The 20,022-nt window shown below is 40.0% G+C and carries 15 protein-coding genes; 9 read left to right on the top strand and 6 right to left on the bottom strand.

What is annotated here, in order from left to right; all coding sequences use genetic code 11:
- The first annotated feature begins 7 nt into the window (after positions 1-7).
- The 5 genes from G529_RS0112530 (at position 8) to G529_RS16555 (ending at position 5,475) form a co-directional block, all read left to right on the top strand.
- Entirely contained in the window at positions 8-727 is a 720-nt protein-coding gene (locus G529_RS0112530; RefSeq protein WP_026915858.1) for a LytR/AlgR family response regulator transcription factor, read from the top strand.
- Positions 728-853: 126 nt separating this feature from the next.
- Complete coding sequence (locus tag G529_RS0112525) at positions 854-1,933, top strand: mannose-1-phosphate guanylyltransferase (RefSeq protein ID WP_026915857.1); 1,080 nt, start codon at positions 854-856, stop codon at positions 1,931-1,933.
- A 102-nt stretch (positions 1,934-2,035) separates the two neighbouring features.
- Positions 2,036-4,504, top strand: coding sequence for a DUF4114 domain-containing protein (locus tag G529_RS0112520; RefSeq protein WP_026915856.1), 2,469 nt, complete (start codon positions 2,036-2,038; stop codon positions 4,502-4,504).
- Positions 4,505-4,618: 114 nt separating this feature from the next.
- A complete protein-coding gene (locus G529_RS0112515; protein WP_026915855.1) occupies positions 4,619-5,164 on the top strand; it encodes an alpha/beta hydrolase family protein in 546 nt (181 codons plus the stop codon).
- Positions 5,165-5,307: 143 nt separating this feature from the next.
- Positions 5,308-5,475 (top strand): hypothetical protein, encoded by a 168-nt coding sequence (locus tag G529_RS16555; protein ID WP_157514649.1) that lies wholly within the window; start codon positions 5,308-5,310, stop codon positions 5,473-5,475.
- Positions 5,476-5,889: 414 nt separating this feature from the next.
- On the opposite strand, the gene G529_RS0112505 is transcribed toward G529_RS16555, so the two are convergent.
- Complete coding sequence (locus tag G529_RS0112505; RefSeq protein ID WP_245566927.1) at positions 5,890-7,875, bottom strand: tetratricopeptide repeat protein; 1,986 nt, start codon at positions 7,873-7,875, stop codon at positions 5,890-5,892.
- A gap of 217 nt (positions 7,876-8,092) precedes the next feature.
- Here G529_RS0112505 and G529_RS0112500 point away from each other — a divergent pair, with 217 nt between their 5' ends.
- The 3 genes from G529_RS0112500 to G529_RS0112490 all read left to right on the top strand — a co-directional run bounded on the left by G529_RS0112500 (position 8,093) and on the right by G529_RS0112490 (position 10,952).
- A complete protein-coding gene (locus tag G529_RS0112500; protein WP_026915853.1) occupies positions 8,093-8,404 on the top strand; it encodes an STAS domain-containing protein in 312 nt (103 codons plus the stop codon).
- A gap of 22 nt (positions 8,405-8,426) precedes the next feature.
- Complete coding sequence (locus G529_RS0112495) at positions 8,427-9,677, top strand: oligosaccharide flippase family protein (RefSeq protein ID WP_026915852.1); 1,251 nt, start codon at positions 8,427-8,429, stop codon at positions 9,675-9,677.
- 78 nt (positions 9,678-9,755) lie between these two features.
- Positions 9,756-10,952, top strand: coding sequence for a glycosyltransferase (locus G529_RS0112490; RefSeq protein ID WP_026915851.1), 1,197 nt, complete (start codon positions 9,756-9,758; stop codon positions 10,950-10,952).
- A 200-nt stretch (positions 10,953-11,152) separates the two neighbouring features.
- Here the strand turns inward: G529_RS0112490 and G529_RS0112485 are convergent, their stop codons facing one another.
- From G529_RS0112485 to G529_RS0112475, 3 genes are read right to left on the bottom strand one after another with little or no spacing between them, the layout of a single operon-like run.
- Positions 11,153-12,700 (bottom strand): glycoside hydrolase family 2 TIM barrel-domain containing protein, encoded by a 1,548-nt coding sequence (locus tag G529_RS0112485; protein WP_026915850.1) that lies wholly within the window; start codon positions 12,698-12,700, stop codon positions 11,153-11,155.
- Entirely contained in the window at positions 12,701-13,870 is a 1,170-nt protein-coding gene (locus G529_RS15895) for an Ig-like domain-containing protein (RefSeq protein ID WP_051201444.1), read from the bottom strand.
- Positions 13,870-16,956 (bottom strand): membrane protein, encoded by a 3,087-nt coding sequence (locus G529_RS0112475; RefSeq protein ID WP_026915849.1) that lies wholly within the window; start codon positions 16,954-16,956, stop codon positions 13,870-13,872. Before G529_RS0112475 ends, G529_RS15895 begins: the two co-directional genes overlap by 1 nt.
- 174 nt (positions 16,957-17,130) lie before the next feature.
- Between G529_RS0112475 and G529_RS0112470 the strand changes: the two genes are divergently transcribed.
- Positions 17,131-18,318 (top strand): response regulator, encoded by a 1,188-nt coding sequence (locus tag G529_RS0112470; protein ID WP_026915848.1) that lies wholly within the window; start codon positions 17,131-17,133, stop codon positions 18,316-18,318.
- A gap of 85 nt (positions 18,319-18,403) precedes the next feature.
- Here the strand turns inward: G529_RS0112470 and G529_RS15890 are convergent, their stop codons facing one another.
- Together G529_RS15890 and G529_RS16430 are read right to left on the bottom strand one after the other, a co-directional pair.
- Positions 18,404-19,330: a PorP/SprF family type IX secretion system membrane protein gene (locus G529_RS15890; RefSeq protein ID WP_245566926.1), complete on the bottom strand. Its 927-nt coding sequence runs from the start codon at positions 19,328-19,330 to the stop codon at positions 18,404-18,406.
- A gap of 11 nt (positions 19,331-19,341) precedes the next feature.
- Positions 19,342-20,022 (bottom strand): T9SS type B sorting domain-containing protein (locus G529_RS16430; RefSeq protein ID WP_211220666.1); only part of this gene is annotated, 681 nt, incomplete at its 5' end.

Here is a 20,022-nt window from a genome sequence, read left to right as displayed (position 1 = left end):
CCAATTCATGAAATGTTTAGTTATTGATGATGAGGCTACGGCCAGAATGATCATAAGTCAGCTTATTGATACTCATAAAGAACTGCAGCTCGTTGGTGATTTCAGCAATGCCCTGCAAGCGATCAAATATCTGAACCAACATGAAGTGGATCTTATCTTTCTCGACATCCACATGCCTGAGTTTACCGGTTTTGACTTTATTCAAACATTAAAAAATCCGCCAAATGTCATACTTACCACTTCAGACAGAAGCTTTGCCATAGAAGCTTTTGAATATGATTGTATCGTGGATTATATGGTAAAACCTATTACTCCGGAACGCTTTAAGAAAGCAGTACAAAAAGCTGAAAACGCAAAACTCTCGAAAGTCTCTGCGGAAGTTCCTGGCGAAAAGAATTCGGACATTAATAAAACTGAAAATGATCTATACGTAAATATTGATCGCAGACTCATTAAGATCGACATTCCGAGTATTTACCTGATAGAGGCTAAAGGTGATTATATACAGATCAAAACCTTCGAAAAAAACTACACGGTACACTCTACCCTTAAAAAAATCGAGAATAAATTACCTGATGACCTGTTTCTTAAAATTCACCGGTCTTACGTGATCAATACCAAACATATTATTGATATAGAAGATAATAGCGTACTCATTGAAAAAGATGTGGTACCGGTTAGCCGCAGTAATCGCCCGGAACTCATGAAAAGACTGAACCTGCTTTAACGACTTATCCTTACATAGTTTCCATTCGTCGCTACTAGATTCTGCTTAGACGAATATTCCCACATACATCGCAAGATGCCGGTATCTTTACATCAAACAAGTACCTAACATCTAAACACATAAGCGATGAAAAATCATAACTACGCAGTAATCATGGCAGGTGGAGTTGGCAGCAGATTCTGGCCAGTATCCAAACAAAGCAATCCTAAGCAATTTCAGGATATTCTGGGCAGTGGAAAAACGCTTATACAGAATACATTTGATCGTTTGAACCGATTCATTCCGGCTGAAAACATACTTGTTCTTACCAATGCGATCTACAAAGACATCGTCATGGTGCAATTACCACAAATTGCTGCTACGCAGGTGGTACTTGAACCAGTCATGAGAAATACAGCACCCTGCATTTTACTGGCCGCCATGAAAATTCATAAGATGGATCCTGAAGCCAGGATGCTGGTGGCGCCAAGTGATCACTGGATCCAGGAAGAAGATATTTTTGAAAGTGATATGAAAATGGCCTTTGAGCAAGCCGAAAAAGGAGAGCGACTTATCACTTTTGGGATCAAACCACATTTTCCCAATACCGGATATGGTTACATACAATATGATCATAAGAGAACAGCCGAGGTATATGAAGTACACCGATTTACAGAAAAACCAGATTTCCAGACTGCGCAAAGTTTTCTAAATCAGGGGAACTATTTATGGAACAGTGGGATATTCGTTTGGAAGGCTCGAACAATCCTGCATAAGTTTGAAAAATTGCTCCCGGAAATGTTCAGATTATTTCAAACAGGTCAGGAATTTTATAATGAAGCACATGAAACAAATTTTCTGAATACCCATTACCAGTATGCAGAAAATATAAGTATCGATTATGCGATCATTGAAAATTCAGAAGAAGTAATGGTGATTCCTGCTTCTTTTTCATGGAACGATCTTGGGACCTGGTGTTCATTGGAAGATGAACTTCCAGGGGACGCTACCTCCAATACAGTGGTGAATTCAAGATTCATTCCGGTGGAAGCTACAGGAAATATCGTTAGGACTGAAAGCAATAAGGTGGTGCTGGTCGATGGACTAAAGGATTATATGATCCTCGAAAATGATGAAGTGTTGCTAATCGTTCCGAAGGAAAAAGAACAGGAGATCAAAAATATACGGAACGAGGTTATAGAGCGCTATGGGGTTCATTTTGCCTAAAACAGTTCAACGACACTAAATGCAATTTTATCGCTTGCACGTCTACAGCAAGCGAAAAAGTACTGAAAGAGCGAAAGCAAGAATTAATTTTACTCCCAGGTTATGAAAACACTACTACATTTTTTTTGTCTCATCTTAATACAACAGGTTGCTGCACAGCAGTACCAATATCTTGGTGGCTATGATGGCCAGGGAGTACCAGATTATCTGGAGCCGGTAGACGATTATATCTCTGCTGAAAGTATGGCAATGATAGATGCCGCCCTACCGGAAAGTTACCCGGTTCCAGATTTTAATCCGCATTACATTTCTGCCGGTTATGATACCAATATTGAGCTGGAAAAGGATGCTGCAGTTTGGGTAAGTTTTGTAAAAGAAGGTGCTGGTTATAAGAATGTGCTGGGGTTTTACACTTACGACGTTAATGACCAGGAACGTACAAAACCTACAGATCGTGATATCACGATCATCTTTCCAAATGCTTCCAGGGAAAATTCCGGTGGCGGGTTAAGAGAAGGAAACAAAGTTAAACTGGGTGATTTCAAGGCTGGTACGGGAATTGGCTGGGTATTGCTGGCCAATGCCTGGAACGGTTCCAATGTTGGCTGGGGATTATGGCAGGTATTTTCAGATCCGCAATTTAATCCTGAGCAGCAGGAAGAATTAAGACATCACGCCGTTTTACTGGCAGATCCGGAAAACGAAAGAATCTATCTGGGTTTTGAAGATATTAGAAGGGACTATGCATCCTGTGACCAGGATTTCAATGATGCTATCTTCTATGTGACTGCCAATCCATACTCTGCCATTAAGGTGAATAACGTAGCCGATGTTAAAAGCGCTACAGATGTAAGCTCGGCAAATAAAGGAGGATTGGAAAGCAATGGAAAACTAGCAGGTTTAATTGCTGAAAGAAACTTCAAAAGGCTCAAATCGAATTACAATAAATTTCAGAAAAGTAGTCAGCAAAAATTCCATCAGAAATATTCAGTTCAAAAAAATGCGGAAGGAATAGACCTTTCATCTCTAATTCCTGAAACCGGCATGTTCGGCACAGAGAATGCGCGAATCTCCAGTCCAGAGGATCTAATGGGCATTACCAATGCCAGCGCAGTATTTTCCGCAGATTACTATGAGGGAGAGAAAAGAGTTGCAGCTGCGCTGATGACCAGTACTTCCAATGGAATTTACGATCATTCCAAGGTAATATGTGATCGGTTGAACAGCTCCAGCCTTGAGGATATTCGGACTATCGAATTAAAGGGACATGAGCTTATCATGATCAAAATGCTAAGATCTTCAGGGCAATTGGAATATGCTGTTAACTTCTCCATACATCTAAATGGGAGTCTTAAACTGCACTCTTACTGGAATATTGCCGACTATCCCGTTGGCGATTATCTGAACTTCCAGGTTTGGGGATCCAATATGGGACAGGTAAGCAGTATTGCCGGTCATGTGATTGATAAAATAAATGCATTCCAGAAATTGGAAAGCGATAAGATAGTCGGCAGGTACCCTACTGTCTTTGTAAAACGTGGTTTTTATGAGGGCAGCCGGCTTCATCTTATCGTGAAAAACAAGGAAGGAGATGCAGCCTTTACGATCGACGGAAAAATTAGAGAAACAGAAACATCTTCAGAAACAGATTATTCAAAAACTGTGAATCTGGACGAAGCTTACGAAGAAGAAATTACTGTAGAAACCGGTGGACTATTTGACATTGGCATGCAGATACGAGGTGCAAATTCACCGCAGGCAGATGCCCTGTATCTTGCTGATGGACCATGGGGAATCGACTATCTGGAAACCGAAACAAAAGTAGATGAGTTTGAAATTAGCAATTCGACCATAGGCGTTACTACTGGAGAACATCTTATTGAAAGAAATGTAAAAGCCAGAGGTAGCATTCTTGGTACAGCAAATATCTTCAGAAGTCTAAGGCCAGGAGATCAGGAATTTCGAACGGAAGGTTTTAATGCCATTAATTTCGAAATGCAAAACGATCGGGAAATAGAGTTGATTTTAGTGACCAGCGAACTGGAGGACTGGAATGAGCGATACAGATTAAAGATCGACGCGAACCAGGAACTTACGGCACAAAGCATCGCCCTTACAGATTTTGCAAATGCTTCAGGTAATTATAATGGCGAAGACCTGAAAGCGATCGTATTTTCGGTACAGGGTGATTACAGTACATTTCAGGAATTCAGTCTGAATATTCAGAATCTGGTGTTTTCAGCAAGCGTAACCGTAAATGAGCCGGAACCATTACCGGAGCCTGTGATCGATATCGCAGAAGTTGACAGCCTTGTTCAGAAAAAAGCATATAATTATCCCAATCCATTCAAAACGGAAACAAGTATAGTTCTTCCCATGGAAGCTGCAACGGCTGAAGTGTATATCTATGATCTTACCGGGAAGATCATCTATTCCAAGATACACGACGATGTTCGAACAAAGAATGAATTGCCTGTAAGATTAAGAGCTGTAAATCCCGGAATTTACAAAGGGGTGCTTATCTTGAACGGAAGGCATAAATTTACACTTAGTTTGTTGGTTACTCACTAAGTTTTTAGGTGGTTAGGTTGATAAGCCAGGGAGGGGTCCCTGGCTTATTGTTTTATATCTATTTTTTTTAGTTTCTTTATGTGATTGTTGTGGTGCATTTGAAAAAAGTCGTTGATGAAAGAAAGATTATTAATAATTTCAGATTTGTGGGGCAGAGAAAAATCAGAATGGGTGATTAATTATACTCGAATTTTAGAAACAAAATTTAGTATTTCTTTCTATGATAGTTGCGAACTGGGACAAATTGATGTATCAAATTATTCTCAAGAAATCTTACACAAACAGTTTATAAATGGTGGAATAGAAAAAGCAATAGACAAACTAGTAGAGAAAGAAAAACACAAAGTAAATATTCTAGCATTTAGCATTGGTGGAACACTTGCCTGGAATTTTGGACTCAGAAGTGATAACATTAAATCATTAGTGTGTGTCTCATCAACAAGACTCAGAAATGAAACTGAAAGACCTGTAGGAAAATTAGAGCTTTACTTTGGGGAAAATGACGAATATAAGCCTACTGTAGAATGGTTTGAAAATATGAGACTTGAATATGAAATTTTATCAGATAAAGGACATCAAGTCTATTGCGAAACTCAATTTGCGGAAGAGTTAAGTGAAAAAATAATAAAAGGACACCACAACAATGTATATAAAAAGTAGACAGAATAGAACTAAAATTAAGGAATATGGTTCGTATCAAACTTTGTATTTGAATTGAAAGTTTAGTGCTTCGAAATCGCCTACTTTTCATAAACTCAGCGTTCTGTTATAATTACCTTGTAATTCCTTTGAAAAAATAAAAAATGAACAAGATTAAACTTTTGGGTCTGGTTGTATTGATTCTCTCCATAATTGGATTACTAAATACAGATGGATACGGATTGCTCTTCGGAATTCTGGCTGGACTTTCGATTGGCTGGCTGATCACTGGAAAATTCATAGCGACCAAAACAGCAAATAGACGGTCTTAGATTGAAAGCTGAAAGTGCAATTCCTTTGCTATCTATTTGTTGTAGGCAATAAAGAACTAAACTTGTCTGAACAGCCATTGTTCATACCAGTCCATCTAATAACCCTGAAATTTTCCTGGGTTTAATAGCTAATCATAGGTAGACTTGCGAAATTAAAGTTACGCTCCCGAAAAAATAAATTTCAGCTGGATTGGCGCTGCTATATAAAATCAGGCCTTCGATAATGCCTGCTATCGCTATGAATATGATCACCACAACTAATGATTCAACATGAACCGGGCAAAGAGTATGAAATACTTTACATAAGTTATAAAATAGCAACATACTCAGCTGGATAATAGATACAAGCTAAATGGTATCCTGAAGATAATTTTTAGTGTAGCTATAAACCTATACTTCAGAGGTTGTACCAAATTAGAGAGCGAATAATGGGGCCTTCTTAAAATTCCACTTTAAGTTGATACCAAATTCAGTATATGTAAAACCGGCCGCGGTGGCAGATGCAATATTACTGTGATTTCCATAGATACCAGCGATAAACCGATCGCTTATGTTATATCCAAGCTTTCCCTGCAATCTATAGGTGCCCTGCTTTTCATCATCTTCTATAAACTGAAACCCGGTTGCGGCAGTTAAATCGTACGAGAGCCTTGACTCTGGATCATTGCTTAAAAAATTAAGGAAGACTTCTGTAGCGTGAAATTGCTCCGGACTAAAGTAAATAGTGGGCACCTGGTTCTTAAATTGTATAAACTGATAATTGAGTCCGCCCTTGAGTACAGGCTTCTTTAAAAAACTGTAATAGAAAGAGGTAAAAAGAAGGTCGCGAGTATTATCGTCACTTTGCTCGGTATGCAGATATTGTAAGTACCAACCAAGTCCATATCTGGTAGCGTAATTATTGTTTAGAAAGAAATGATTTCCGGCGATTTGCCTGTTCAGTAATTCAGCATTGAAGTCCTGTATATCCCGGCGATAACCGATCTCCAGATCATCTCTTACAAAGGGTTTGAGACCCGCAGCGATCTCGCCTACGGCATTGGTATATTCTGTTTGGGAGGAATTCGCTTTTACAAAACCCGCATTGGCTCTTAGCAAGAGTCCCGGACTCCATCGATACCGTGCCGAAAGATTAAACTGGTTAGAGGTCGCTTCGAGATCTGAATTTGAATTCATGGTCTCTCTAAAAGTGTAGGCACCAGATACTTCCAGCTTCGTGCTAAGAGGCAGGACAAGGCTGGTCATGGAAGCCACCGCTTCGTTATCCCCGTTATCAAATGAGTAACTTATATTTTCTTCCACTAAGGGTCTGTAAGTATTCTTCAGTTTGGTAAGAAACTGCTGTGCATCCTGCTGATTCGTATAAAACTCAAGTGTTCTTTCAGCAGCATTTCTGGCTTTTAAAATTTCAGAATTCGCAAAATACGCGTTCGCAATTCCCAGGTTTCCATCGAAAGAAGCAGAATCCAGGGCGAGAATGGCTTTATAATTTTCAATACTGTTTCTAAAATTTCCAGTATACATTCCCATGCTCGCTTCCAAGGCCAGAATTCGGGATTCTTCAGGATATTTTTGTTTTAATTCTGAAATTAGATCTTCTGCCTGAGCAAATTTTCTATTCCAGATTAAAGCCTGAACGTAGCGCTCTTCAGCATCCAGTAAACGCTCCTGCTCTGCTGAAGTTTCTGCCAGGTCATAGGCTTTTTCAGCATAAATTAAAGCCTCCTTCTCTTCCCCATCAATATGGTAGGAAAGGGATATCCCGTTAAGGGCCATGATACTGTCGCTTTTTGTAAGCGCCAGTTTCTTATAAACCTCCCTAGCTCCTGCTCCGTCCTTCTGAATCAAATAAACGTTTGCCTTATTAAGCAGACTTTCCTGATCCTGATCATTCTCATCAAGATTTTCATCCAGATAGCGAATCGCAGTCTCATAATTTCTATTGGTTAAAAACTGATTGGCGTAACCCAGCCTGATGTACTTCCTGGACAACATAGCGTTGGGATTCTGAGGCGATACCTGCAGAGATTTATTAACCAGCCCGAGTGCCTTTTCATACTTCTTTAAATTACTAAGAGTATTGGCATAACCCAGCAAGACTCCAAAATTATTAGGATGCTCCTGTACCAGTTGCTTATAATAGACTTCTGCCTCCTGGTAGTCCTTATTCCAGAGTAAAGATTCGGCATAATTGAGCTGGACCTCCAGATCATCTGGATATTCTTTGAGTAAGTCGCTGAAAAGATCCCTGGCCGTGGAGGGATCATCATGAAGACCTACCGCCCTGGCATAACATAGACGGGCTGTCTTATTTTCAGGATAAGATTTAAGAATCTTTGCAAAGAAAGTTTCAGCCGCGCTAAATTCTCCATTTTCCAGGTAACCAAACCCCTCCTCCATCTCCTGAGCTTTGGAATTTGAATGGAGAAAAAGCATTATAAGCGCAACTAATAAACATCTGAAATTCATGATCTGGGTGGTTAGATTCTTTAAAAGCAAGTTACAAACACATCTTCGATAATTCATCTACAGCAACCTGCCATTCATCGAAGCCAGACCTTATTTCCCTGATTTAGAAGCGATCTTAGCTATTATTAAGAACCGAAAATCTGAAATTATGTCGCTGAATATCTATGAAAACGAAGGAGTATTTGAACTACACGGCAAGGTTTTATCCTACAACGCTGAACAAGTTAAGAAATACTTTCAAATAATGCTGAAGCTAAAATCCAGAGTAATCATTAACCTTTCATTGCTGGAAAAACTGGATGTTACCGGCGTCTATGCTTTCTATGAACTGCTAATTTACGCCACTGCTGAAGGAAAATACCTAACCTTTAAAGGAGCCAGCAATCCCAGTCTACAGGTAGCCTTTCTAAATTCTGGTTGTAATCTTTTTGACTTTAATTATTTCCAGTTGAGCGCCTAGAACCCAATAAACCACAACCACCATGATCACCTTAAAATTATACAAATTCAACATCGCACTGCAGCCCACCCAGGTTTTTATGATCAGTGCGTTGATCGTCAACGCTGGAAATTATCTTTACAACCTAATTTTGGGGAGATTGCTTGGTCCTGAAGCCTTTGCCGATGCGGCGATCCTAATTACTTTTTTATTGATCCTGTCTTTCGTGGCGATGACCTTGCAACTAAGCGTCGCAAAGTTTATAGGTACATTCGATGGTCTTAAAAAGGAGGCATTTTTAAAATACAGTAGAAAATGGAGTATCGTTCTTGGGGCAATCCTGGGAGCAATCATCATTCTTGCAGCCCCACAATTGCAAATTTTTTTCAATACAGGATCTGCCGCAATGTTCAGGATTTTTGGGATGGGAGTTCCGGTGTATTTTTTAATGAGCGTAAACCGGGGTTATTACCAGGGAGCACAGGATTTTATAAAATTATCGATCACTTACCAGGGGGAAATGCTAAGCAGGCTACTTCTCACGCTGGCTTTTATTCTATTGTTACCATTTCGCAGTTCAGAATTGGTGGCGTTTGGAATACTGATAAGCCTGCTACCGGGTCTATTACCCTATAAAAGACTTACTGAAAAAGTACTTCCCGCCATTAGCAGTGCCGAACTTAAGCATCTTAGAAAATTCATTGTAGTGACCGCTTTCTATGAGCTTACCCAAATCCTTATCAACAATGGCGATATCCTGCTGGTAAAACATTTTTTTGATGCTCATGAAGCAGGTTTATACTCTTCACTCGCACTTATTGGAAGAGCTGTATATTTCGTAGCCTGGATGTTCGTGATGCTTTTACTGCCGGAGGTTGTAAAGCAAAAAAAGGAGGGGCTGGACACCAGCAAATTATTTTTCAAATACCTGGGAATGATCACTTTTCTGGCATTTGCGATCGTAATTGTAAATGCATTGTTTCCAAGCCTAATCATCAATTTACTTTTTGGGGAAGCGTATGTAGAAGTAGCCTCCCTGTTATGGAAGTACGCCCTGGCAAGTTCTTTATTTGCCATTGCTAACGTTTTTGTGTATTACTTTCTTTCACTTGATAAATACCTTCCAGTACTGCTCTCCGGAGTTTTTGGATTGCTTCAGCTAACTGCGATCTATATCCAACATGAAAGCCTGGAAATGGTTGTGGAAGCACAGATCCTGGTAATGACACTACTGTTAATCGTACAGGGCCTCTATTTTCTTTATCACATGAAACGATCTGTTCGTCGAAACTAAACTTCAACCGAACGAAAATTTCACAGGTAAAGATATAAAGATGAGATCTTTACAAAGAATCTAATTAAAACCACGATTATGAAACTTGCACTAATCACCGCTTACCCGCCCAGCAAAGTAACTTTAAATGAATATGGTTATCATCTTGCTAAACAATTTGCTCAAAAGCCTGAAGTTGATGAACTGGTATTAATCACAGATCATACAGAGGAGCCAAAGCAAATAGACTTTGATACAGATCAATGCAAAGTAAGTGTAAAGGAAAGCTGGACTTTTAATAGTTATAAAAATGTTTATACCATCTATAAAAATGTGGTAAAGCAGAAGCCTGATGCCATACTTTTCAATCTTCAGTTCATGAAATTCGGCGACAAAAAGATCCCGGCAGCATTAGGATTATTATTGCCAATGCTTTTCAGAATCAAAGGTATTCCTACGATCGTGCTATTACATAACATTTTGGAGCAGGTAGACCTTGGTAATGCTGGTTTCACACAGAACAGGTTTCTTCAGAAAATATATAACATGATGGGAACAGGGCTTACTAAAGTACTGCTGCAGGCAGATACCGTAGCTCTTACCATTGGAAAATATGTAGATGTGATCAGAGATAAATATAAAGCAGAAAATGTGATACAGGTGCCACACGGTTCTTTTGAAACTCCGCCACAGCCAAATTTTGATCTGCCTGCAGGACCTAAAAAGATCATGACCTTTGGCAAATTTGGTACCTACAAAAAAGTTGACATCCTAATTGAAGCTGTTGAGAAATTAAGAGCTAGAACAGACCAGGAAATGGAAATCGTAATCGCCGGGACAGATAGCCCGAATACACCAGGATATCTTGCCGGAGTGATGAAAAAATATGAACATGTGGAAAATCTTACGTTTACCGGTTATGTTGAAGAAGAAGATGTTCCTAAAATCTTTGGCGAAAGCACCCTGGTAGCCTTCCCATATACTTCCACCACCGGTAGTTCCGGAGTACTGCACCAGGCAGGCTCCTATGGAAAAGCAGTGGTTATGCCCAATCTTGGAGATCTGGCACTACTAGTAGAAGAAGAAGGTTATGTTGGAGAGTTCTTTGAACCGGGAGATGTGGATTCATTGGCAAGCTCCATCGAAAATATCATCGAAAACGACTTGCATAGAAGAACTATTGGAGAAGTTAATTATGATGCGGCCTGCAGCTTACCCATGGAGAAAATTGCCCAGTTGTATCTGGATGAATTCCAGAAGCTCTTTCGCTCTAAAATGAATTTAAATTTTGTTTGAATAGGTTGATTATTGGTTATTGGTTATTGGTTAGATGAAAAAGGATAGGAAGCAATTTCTATCCTTTTTTTATTTCTTCGGAATAACATGTTTCCCGCTACGCTAAGGCTGCTGAATTTTCATGATTATCATATGATACTTAAATTTACAGATTTGGCTTAAACTGAAGGATTTGTGACCTCCACAATCATACAATAGTTTTACTGAAGAAATTCAAACGATGGCTTCCTGTTTCCATCTATATCAATAAAACCGAAAGCCGTTTGTTTTTTCTTTCGCCATGGCAATGATCCAGCCACATCGCTGGGAATTTCTGGAAAATCGTACAAGGTCCACGATACATAATGAATGTTTGAACTGGCAAACTGCTTCTGCATATACTGGTGATAGTCGGCCTGCTCTGTCTCATCTGCACCCAATGGATTCCAGAGACCATTATAAGAAGACAGACCATATTCCTGAACCACTACAGGCTTGGAAACCTTTTCCTGTAACGCCTGGTAGGACGTTTCAAAATTTTCCATGGGTTCATAGAAGTGATAACTAACCAGGTCGACCGTTTCTAAAAGATTTTCAGCTGTCTTAGCGCTGGACCAGCCTATGGTTATAGGGTGCCCGGGATCCATCCTCCTTACCTGGGAAGCCATTTCCTTTAGCCATGCCTTGACCAGTTGCTCACCCCTGCTTTCGAAATCCAGATCTGGCTCGTTTTTAAGGTCCCAGGCCAGTAAAGCTGGATGATCTTTGGTCGCCCTTATGACCTGACGTGCATGTTCTTGTGTAAGCGTCCAATCCAACACTGAATAATCTCCATAAAAATCAAAAAGTGTCAGGATCACTTTAAGATCGTTGGAGTTGGCAGCGTCCATAACCTTTCGCAGCTTATCAAGCTTTGCAGGAAGAATACCTGCTTTTCCAAAATCTTCGTAAGGCACAAAAAGTCGTAGGGTATTCAGGCCTTGATTCTTGAGGACTTTAAAATCACTGGTAATTACTTCAAGATTAAAATTATCTCCATACATATCCCACGGAGTATCCTGAGGATAGTAATTCATACCCTTGATCTGGAATTTCTGGTTTTGTACATAAAACTCGTCATCCTGAATATGCCAGCCCGGGGTTGCTGCGACCTCTTCACTTTTAAAATCTGAGGTGATTTGCTGAATATGCCGCACCCTCCAGAATCCATCTTCCAGAAGCATCATTACCTTGTAGCTGGCAGTATCAACCTCCTCATCGATCAATTCCTCACTTATAAAGCTTTGCCGAAAACTTCTCACTTTCCGGTCTTTGAAAACCACCAGTTGCCCGTCTGCACTGTAAAACAAAAGCCTGGGATAATGATTTGTGGTAGTGGTGGTAAAGGACAGTTCACGACTTTCGTTGAAATCAATAATGTTATATAGATTTACCCTCGCAGAATCTGTATAATAATCTTCAATTCCAAAAGGTTTATTGGACTGTAAAGCCAGATTCTTTACATACCATCCATTTAAATAGTCTCGCTCGATCTCTTGTAAACTCTGGGCTTCCATGGTTCTTCCTTTGTATGCACTGGTATCCCAGACCACTTCAGGCAAATACATACGTCTGCTCTTAATTTCAGTATGTAACATGCTGGACCTGCTGGCTCCGGTATTTAGAAAACCCCACACGCTGCTTATTCCAAAAATAATCATCGCGTTGACCGCCAGAAATGTGAGGATCAGGATCGCACGATATAAATTTTTGTTCAGTTTAGCACGCATTTAAAGTTCCAGTTTTTGTTGGACTCCCATAGATTCCACTACAATTTCGCGAATATCGTGAAGATCGATCGTCTTTGGAATGCTAAAGCTAACTTTCCCATCACGGGTGGGTAATTTCTCCCGGTAATTGCCATTTTTTTCCAGCTGCAGTAGTAAATAGACATCTGCTCCATCTGGTAGCAACTGGTTCATATAACTTTTTAGCGGTCCCACTTTAATCTCGCGATCGTTAATGTTGTATGGGATTTCGGTTAAAACAGGTTTAAATTCGACACTCACCTTATTGGAAATAGCCATACCGGTGACGTTCGCCTGTATTTTCCAGGTGCCAGGCACTTCAGGATGAAGTAATTGTGCGGTGGCCACTCCATTCACCGTATTGGCACTTGTTTTCAATTTTAGCTCATTTCTGGTCTCTGCCACAAATTCTACGGAAGTACCATCGCTAACAATATTGCCGAATTCATCGGTAATCGTAGACGTTATTAATTGCAGTACCTGGTTTCCATCGGCAAATAAATGTTCTGAAACTGTAGTAATACTGAAATCTGAAGCCAGAGAAGGATATACATTGCTAATCATCTCTTTACCTGCGACGCCTGCTGCGGAAGTGGCTACAGTAATTTTACCCGCTTTTTCCCGGGTAGTCACATTCTTCCAGGCAAACATATGGTTCATTTTAACCTCCTGCTCAACCAAATTCCCCTGGAAATACTCTGAAATACTTACTGCAGTGCCATCTGCCAGTGGATTGTCCAGGGAATCTGTTGGAATACTAACCAGCATCGAAAAGTCATCATAACCAGCCTGAATACTACGCGGACCAAAATAAGTCTCGATCACCTTTGGAGTGTTGCGAGGTATAATATTGATCTCTCCAGACCTTAGATTTTTCTGATCTAAAAATTTCCACTTCAGGATGCCGCTTTTATCAGCCATAAATTGCGGCACTTTAAATACTGAATTATCGGTAGCTTCAGCTTTGATTGCTGTACTTCCGTAGGCGTTCTTCAGAATTAGCAATGCTTCAGCAGAATTTGTATCAAAAGTGAACTGTATTGCATCTCCAGCCGTGCTTAGGTCAGGAATGACTTCCGAAGTAACCACAGGAGCGTTTTCAGAAGAGATTCCGAAGAAAAAAAGGAGAATAAGCAATGATTTTACATTCATTATTTCGGATTTCCTACATAATTATTCATTTCCAGCTTAATGGATGTAAAGCCAGACCCGTTCATGTTCAAATTTGATAATTGCTGCTGGGATTGTACTCTTTCGGGTACGACCTTTCGTGCAATATCCAGGTTTGGCAAACCATTCACGAAGATATTGTCCATGGAGTCATCGATCAATTCCAGACCAGAAATATCTTTAAGTTCAAGATCAAAATCCTGTTTTCGCTGCACTCTGATACCGTTTTCAAGATACACATGCTCTACCCACATCAATTGATCATTCTTATAATATGAGATCAGCATTTGAGGAATGGTCACTTCCTGAACTCCGTAATTAAAAATACTGCCTTTAAGCATGTTATTTTTAAGTTTCATTTCATTGATACTGGTACTTTTATAGAGATCGGTAATCGCAACATTCCCCGCACATTGCAGGTTAAAGGTCACCGGAATATCGTCCAGTTCCAGGGGTGTAAACTGGTCTGGATCAAAAGTTTCAGGAATTTTAGAGTCCTTTGCCAGCCAAGCAATTCCTTCGAAATCCACCCTGAAACTACTAATTTCCTTAGGCATCAACTTATGTTTCAAGACCTGTCGCGCATTATAACTGGCGAGTTCAACATTACTTTTGTCGTACAAAGTTCCTTTTATCACTACATCTGCAGGAACATGATCTACATTCTGGATTTCACCCACGATGGCATACCTGTTCTTAAACCGTACCAGTTTAGCGGAAAGTACCTCGAGCACTGGTTGTTTCAGCACATCCTCATGATAGGTTTGCTGGGTACTTATCTTGCGTCTGCCATGATTGTAGAACTTCGTTTGATTTTCTGAAAATAACTGGTCTGGTGGCAGATCCTTATCCTGTTCCTTCGGGGCGATAAACCATCGATCATCAATCTTCCTTAGCTGGTGAACTTCAGTTTGCTCTATAATATCAATGGGTGTGACCCAGCTGGTAAATGCATTAGCAACGGCTGTAGAATCGTTGATACGGTTTACATCCACATGTATGCTATCAAGTTTGGCATAACTACTTAGAATGCCGTCACTTACCGCTACCTCGAGCATAAACTGGGCGATTGTCTTATTTCCAGCAGGGTCCAGGTAAGAATGAACACGCTCAAACTCCTTAAAGTCTATCGCATCATAATAAGCTTGTACCACATTCCTTTCCGAATACTGATCCTGATTATCCAGATAAATATAATACAGGGAGACCAGGATGACCACACTCAGGACCAAAGCATACACCTGGTTGAGATGTAGAACTGCTGGTCTGAATCTTTTATAGGAAATTTTAAAATTCAGGAAATCTGGTTTGCCGGGATTACCGGTCTTAATTGTATGAAACCAGATCAATTGCAAGTTGATGAAAATCGCGATGAGTACGGTAAGTATAGGAATGATTCCCCACATTAATTTTAAGAACTTAGGAACGTCTTCGTATCCTATGATCTTGGAAAGTGGCGGAATATTCAGTTTTTCCCATACCATGATCCCATTCTCCAGTTGTTGTAAACGCTGCCAGCCGCTGAAATATAATAAGGGATCATAAAATTTATCGTTGGAAAAAATATACTTCAAATTGTATTTTTCCGGAACTGCCAGAAACTGCTGTAAAGAACCAATCCCTTCCACGCCACGAAATTTTGAATTTTCAAGGCGTTCCACGGCACGAGTTGTAAGTTCAGGTAATCTGCGGGCAGAATGATAATTCCCATCAACGGTAAGCGCCCTGGTTTGTGCAGAGAGCCAGGCCATTTGATCTCCAAAGCCAAGGGTGAGGAATCGCCAGTGGTCATGTTGATCCTGGTTGAGGAAGTTCACGATGGGCAGCATCTTGATACTCTGTGGCTGCATGGGCCTGAAATATCCCAGGCTTAGCGTAAAGACAGAAATGAACAAAAATAAGCCTACTAAAAAAGCACCAATAACGCGGTGATACACTGCACCAAATTTTTGTTGTATCAATGCCTTCAGATCTCCTTCAGAAAATCTGTAGGCAAATTCACCAAATACAGGTAGTGCCATGATAGATCCCCAAAGTGTAAATCTATCCAGCGTAAGAATATTGAAGGCGGTATCTCCCAGCACCATTCTTGGAATGGGCGTCGTTCCTCCGGTTCCTAGTATAAATAATATGGTAAAGGATAATCCGAAGAAAAGATAGCGTTTGGAGTAATAACGGTAGAAAATGTAGGGAAACAGAAAAAAGATAATTCCCCAGGGAATGACGAAAAATACGAGTCCGCTGGAAGTAACTTCAATAAAATTGTCTCGGCTCCCATGCGGGATGGGCACCTGGGTAATAGGGTTCTTTTTGGTATTTATCCAGTAAGGCAGAATACAGATAATAATGGCTGCCAGCGAAGACATTCCAAATGTTACGATCCTCCAGAACAGTTTCAGAAATGTATCCAGAAACACTTTAAAGGTGATCTCTTTAAACGCTCCCACTTTTTCTTTAGAAACATCCATGATGACCATTCCTATTAATGGAAATATAAAAAAGACCATCCCAAAGATAGGGGTTACATGATGAGAAGTAACGGTAACCGCTAATAAGGACAATGCTCTTAGAAAATATTTTCGCCTTCCGGTCTTGATGTAGAGATATATCTCTGGCAGGGAATGCATCAATATGGAGACCCCAATAATGCTGGGCAGTTGACCAAATATATGCAGGGTTTCAACAAATGAAGAGGAAAAAACCGCCAGTAGCGCTGCATAGCCCGCAACTTTCCTGTGACCGGTCATCAACAGTGCGAAGCGATAGATCCCGGTTATAAAAAGAATGACTCCAATAATGGCAACCAGGAACATTCCAAATTTTAATCCCCCAACATAAGAAAACAAACCAATCGCCTGGTGTACCAGTGGCGGATAGCCCATCACTGTAAATCCAGTATACCATTTATAATTCCAGGGCTCAAACCAGTTATTAGCATAATGCTCTGCGAAAAATAAATGAATGAGAGCATCATAGGTATTCTCCAAAGTGAAGAATATGGTCGAGCAATGAAATACAACTCCTATAATGAGAGCTGCGATCAGATATTTGTTCGTGGTTTCTTTCATGCGAATACCATGGTAATTTATTCAAAATAAAATTACTGTAGCTTTCAGCAGTGTCAAACTCATTCATCGATAGTTTTTTACCATTCGTCTATGGCAATAAACCGACTTATCTAATATGCTGAAAATGAAAGCAGTTACGGTTTAAATTTGAACTATAATCTAAAACCAATCACCATGAAAATTTTAGCCGTAGACGACCAGCAATTAGTCCTGATGCCTCTTGAAAAAAGATTAAAGGATGAAGGATATGAGGTTAGAACGACCACTCAGGCTGAAAAGGCTATTGAGATCTTTAAAAGTTTCCAGCCAGATCTTCTGATCATTGACATCAACATGCCCAATTCGAACGGATTGGACATCGTAAATGTGCTAAGAAACGATATGAAAGATGAAACACCTATTATGGTACTTTCAGGAAATACAGACGAGAATATGATCGTTCAGGGATTTGAACTGGGTATTCAGGATTTTATGAAAAAACCTTTAAGTCTTGTAGAGGTTTGCGCGAGAGTAAAGAGATTGATTGGTCATAGCGAATCTGCACATAAAGAGACTTTGGGAAACAGTATCATTCAGAATAGATGTGTTGGGGTGGTGATCCCGTGTTATAATGAAGAAAACAGATTGAAATCTGCGGAATTTATCTCGTTTCTTGAAAAAACCTCAGGTTATCATTTATGTTTTGTGAATGATGGAAGCACAGATAACACCATGCAGGTACTGGAGAAACTACAGGAAGGCAGAGAACATTATATTAGTATCTATGACTGCCCTGAGAATGGCGGTAAGGCTGAAGCAGTTAGAGCTGGTTTATTGCATCTTTCAACTTTCGAGGACCTGGATTATGTAGGTTTTCTGGACGCCGACCTATCCACAGATTTTCAGGATTTCGATGATCTGGTAAAGACCATCGAAACTACAGATTTTCAGATTGTAAATGGTTCAAGGATTAGCAGAATGGGCGCTACGATCGCAAAAGAGAGCGCGAGACAGATCATTAGTATGACGATCAATTTCATCATCGTATCCATCCTGGGAATGCCCTTTAAGGATACTCAGTGTGGAGCGAAGATCATGAGAAAAGAATTGATCCCGATCGCCTTCGATAAACCTTTTCTTACCAAATGGCTGTTTGATGTGGAGATATTCATGCGAATGAAGAAACATTTTGGTAAAAACAAAGCTCAGCAAATCATTTGCGAACAACCTTTAAAAAGATGGGTTCATGAAGATGGATCAAAATTGTCCATGAAAGATTCATTAAAGATAGGTTTTCAATTAATGAGTATATACTGGAGTTATAATTTTGGAGGTAGCCAAAAAACAAGCAAGTTGAGAGACGTAAATCACCAAGTCGCGTAAATGCGTGTGGTAAACATAAATAAAATAGCCGCCCAGATGTGTGTAGCATTTTGGACGGCTATTTTCCCTACTGTAAACTTTCAATTTAATATGAATTCAACGCCCGGCTGGATTGAAATCCAGATCTGTTGAACTTAAACTTTAAAACTATTTCATGTGAGCCATTGTGATATTCGCTAAAATCATTCGTCGCATAATCATAAGAATAGCCCGCAAAAAGGTTATCAAGAATTTGAAAACCCAGCATCCCGGTCATCGCTTCGTCATAACGATAACCAAGACCAATGCTGAAGCGGTCGTACAACAGCACATTTGCATTAGCCGTTAAGGTAACCGGATTGCCTTCCACAATATTCGCTAGCAATGAAGGTCTGAGGGTCACTGTCCTGTTCAGATCGTAGTGATATCCTGCAAATAGATTATACTGTATTTTATCTGCCACAACGTTTCGTACTTCATCATCATAGAAATCCTGACCAAAGAAATTTGGAACAGAAAAACCAAGGAACCAGTCTTCCGCAGAGATTATTCCACCTGCACCTACTCTAGCATAGAACTCATTACTAAAGTTATTCTGCGCAATTTCTCCAGGATTCTCAAAATTTCCTCTTGTAAAGTCTATATCCAATAAGGAACCACCGGCATTTACACCCAGTGAAAGAGAGATTCTTTCATTTAATCGAATCCTGTATGCATACACTAATGAAAATGACTTGTAAGAAGCTGGTCCAATTTTATCATTCACAAGGTTGAGACCAAGGCCCATTTTATTGTTTGAAATGGGCATTCCAAAAGATAACCACTGTGACTCCGGAGCCCCTTCCAATCCGGTCCATTGACTCCGGAAAAACCCGGTAATTTCTGCCTGCTCCAGCTCTCCTGCCATCGCAGGATTGAATTGCTGAACATTGTACATATAGTTGCTAAACTGTGGCTCAGTCTGTGCAATTACAGGACTTAGAGCCATCATGCTTATAATTAAAAGTATTGATTTTATATATAGAGATTTCATAACTGTATTTTTTATCTGATTATTTGTATCCATCCTTTAAGCGTTGGCGTATCATCACCGAGTTCCAGGACGTAGAAGTAGGTTCCATTTGGCACACTATTATCGCTGCCAATACTAAAACCGGTATTACTCGTTGCGTTCCAGCTATTCCTGTAGCCACGTTTCTCGAATACCTTGTTACCATACCTGTTGAAGACTCTCAACACGTTATTAGGAAAATTCTCTATACAGTTAATTTTAAAAACATCGTTCATACCATCTCCGTTCGGGGAGAATTGATTATAGATTTCCACGCACATAGGATCGATCTCGACCATGGACATATTATCATCAGATTTTTCATCCATCTGTTGCAAGCTCTTCAAACGAGCTACGTTTGTAAAGCTCCCAGCATTTTTCACCTTTACCTTTATGATCAACTCTGCCGATTCGTTTACATCCAATTCATCCAGTCTCCATTCACCCTGAAGCATATTATAACTACCATGTGTGGTGATGGCTTCGAGGAACTCGAATCCACTTTGAATTTGTTCATCGATCACAATATCTGAGGCCCTTGCCGAACCATTATTAGTGATTTTTATGGTGAATACAATTTCCTGAGTCATTGCTGGGAATTGATCATCTACAGATTTTAAAACACTGAGGTTAGTCATCTGCATACAATTCTCACTATCTGAAGTCGGATCACA

Source organism: Christiangramia portivictoriae DSM 23547 (assembly GCF_000423045.1).
GTDB lineage: Bacteria > Bacteroidota > Bacteroidia > Flavobacteriales > Flavobacteriaceae > Christiangramia > Christiangramia portivictoriae.
This window is presented reverse-complemented; position numbering and strand designations above follow the sequence as displayed.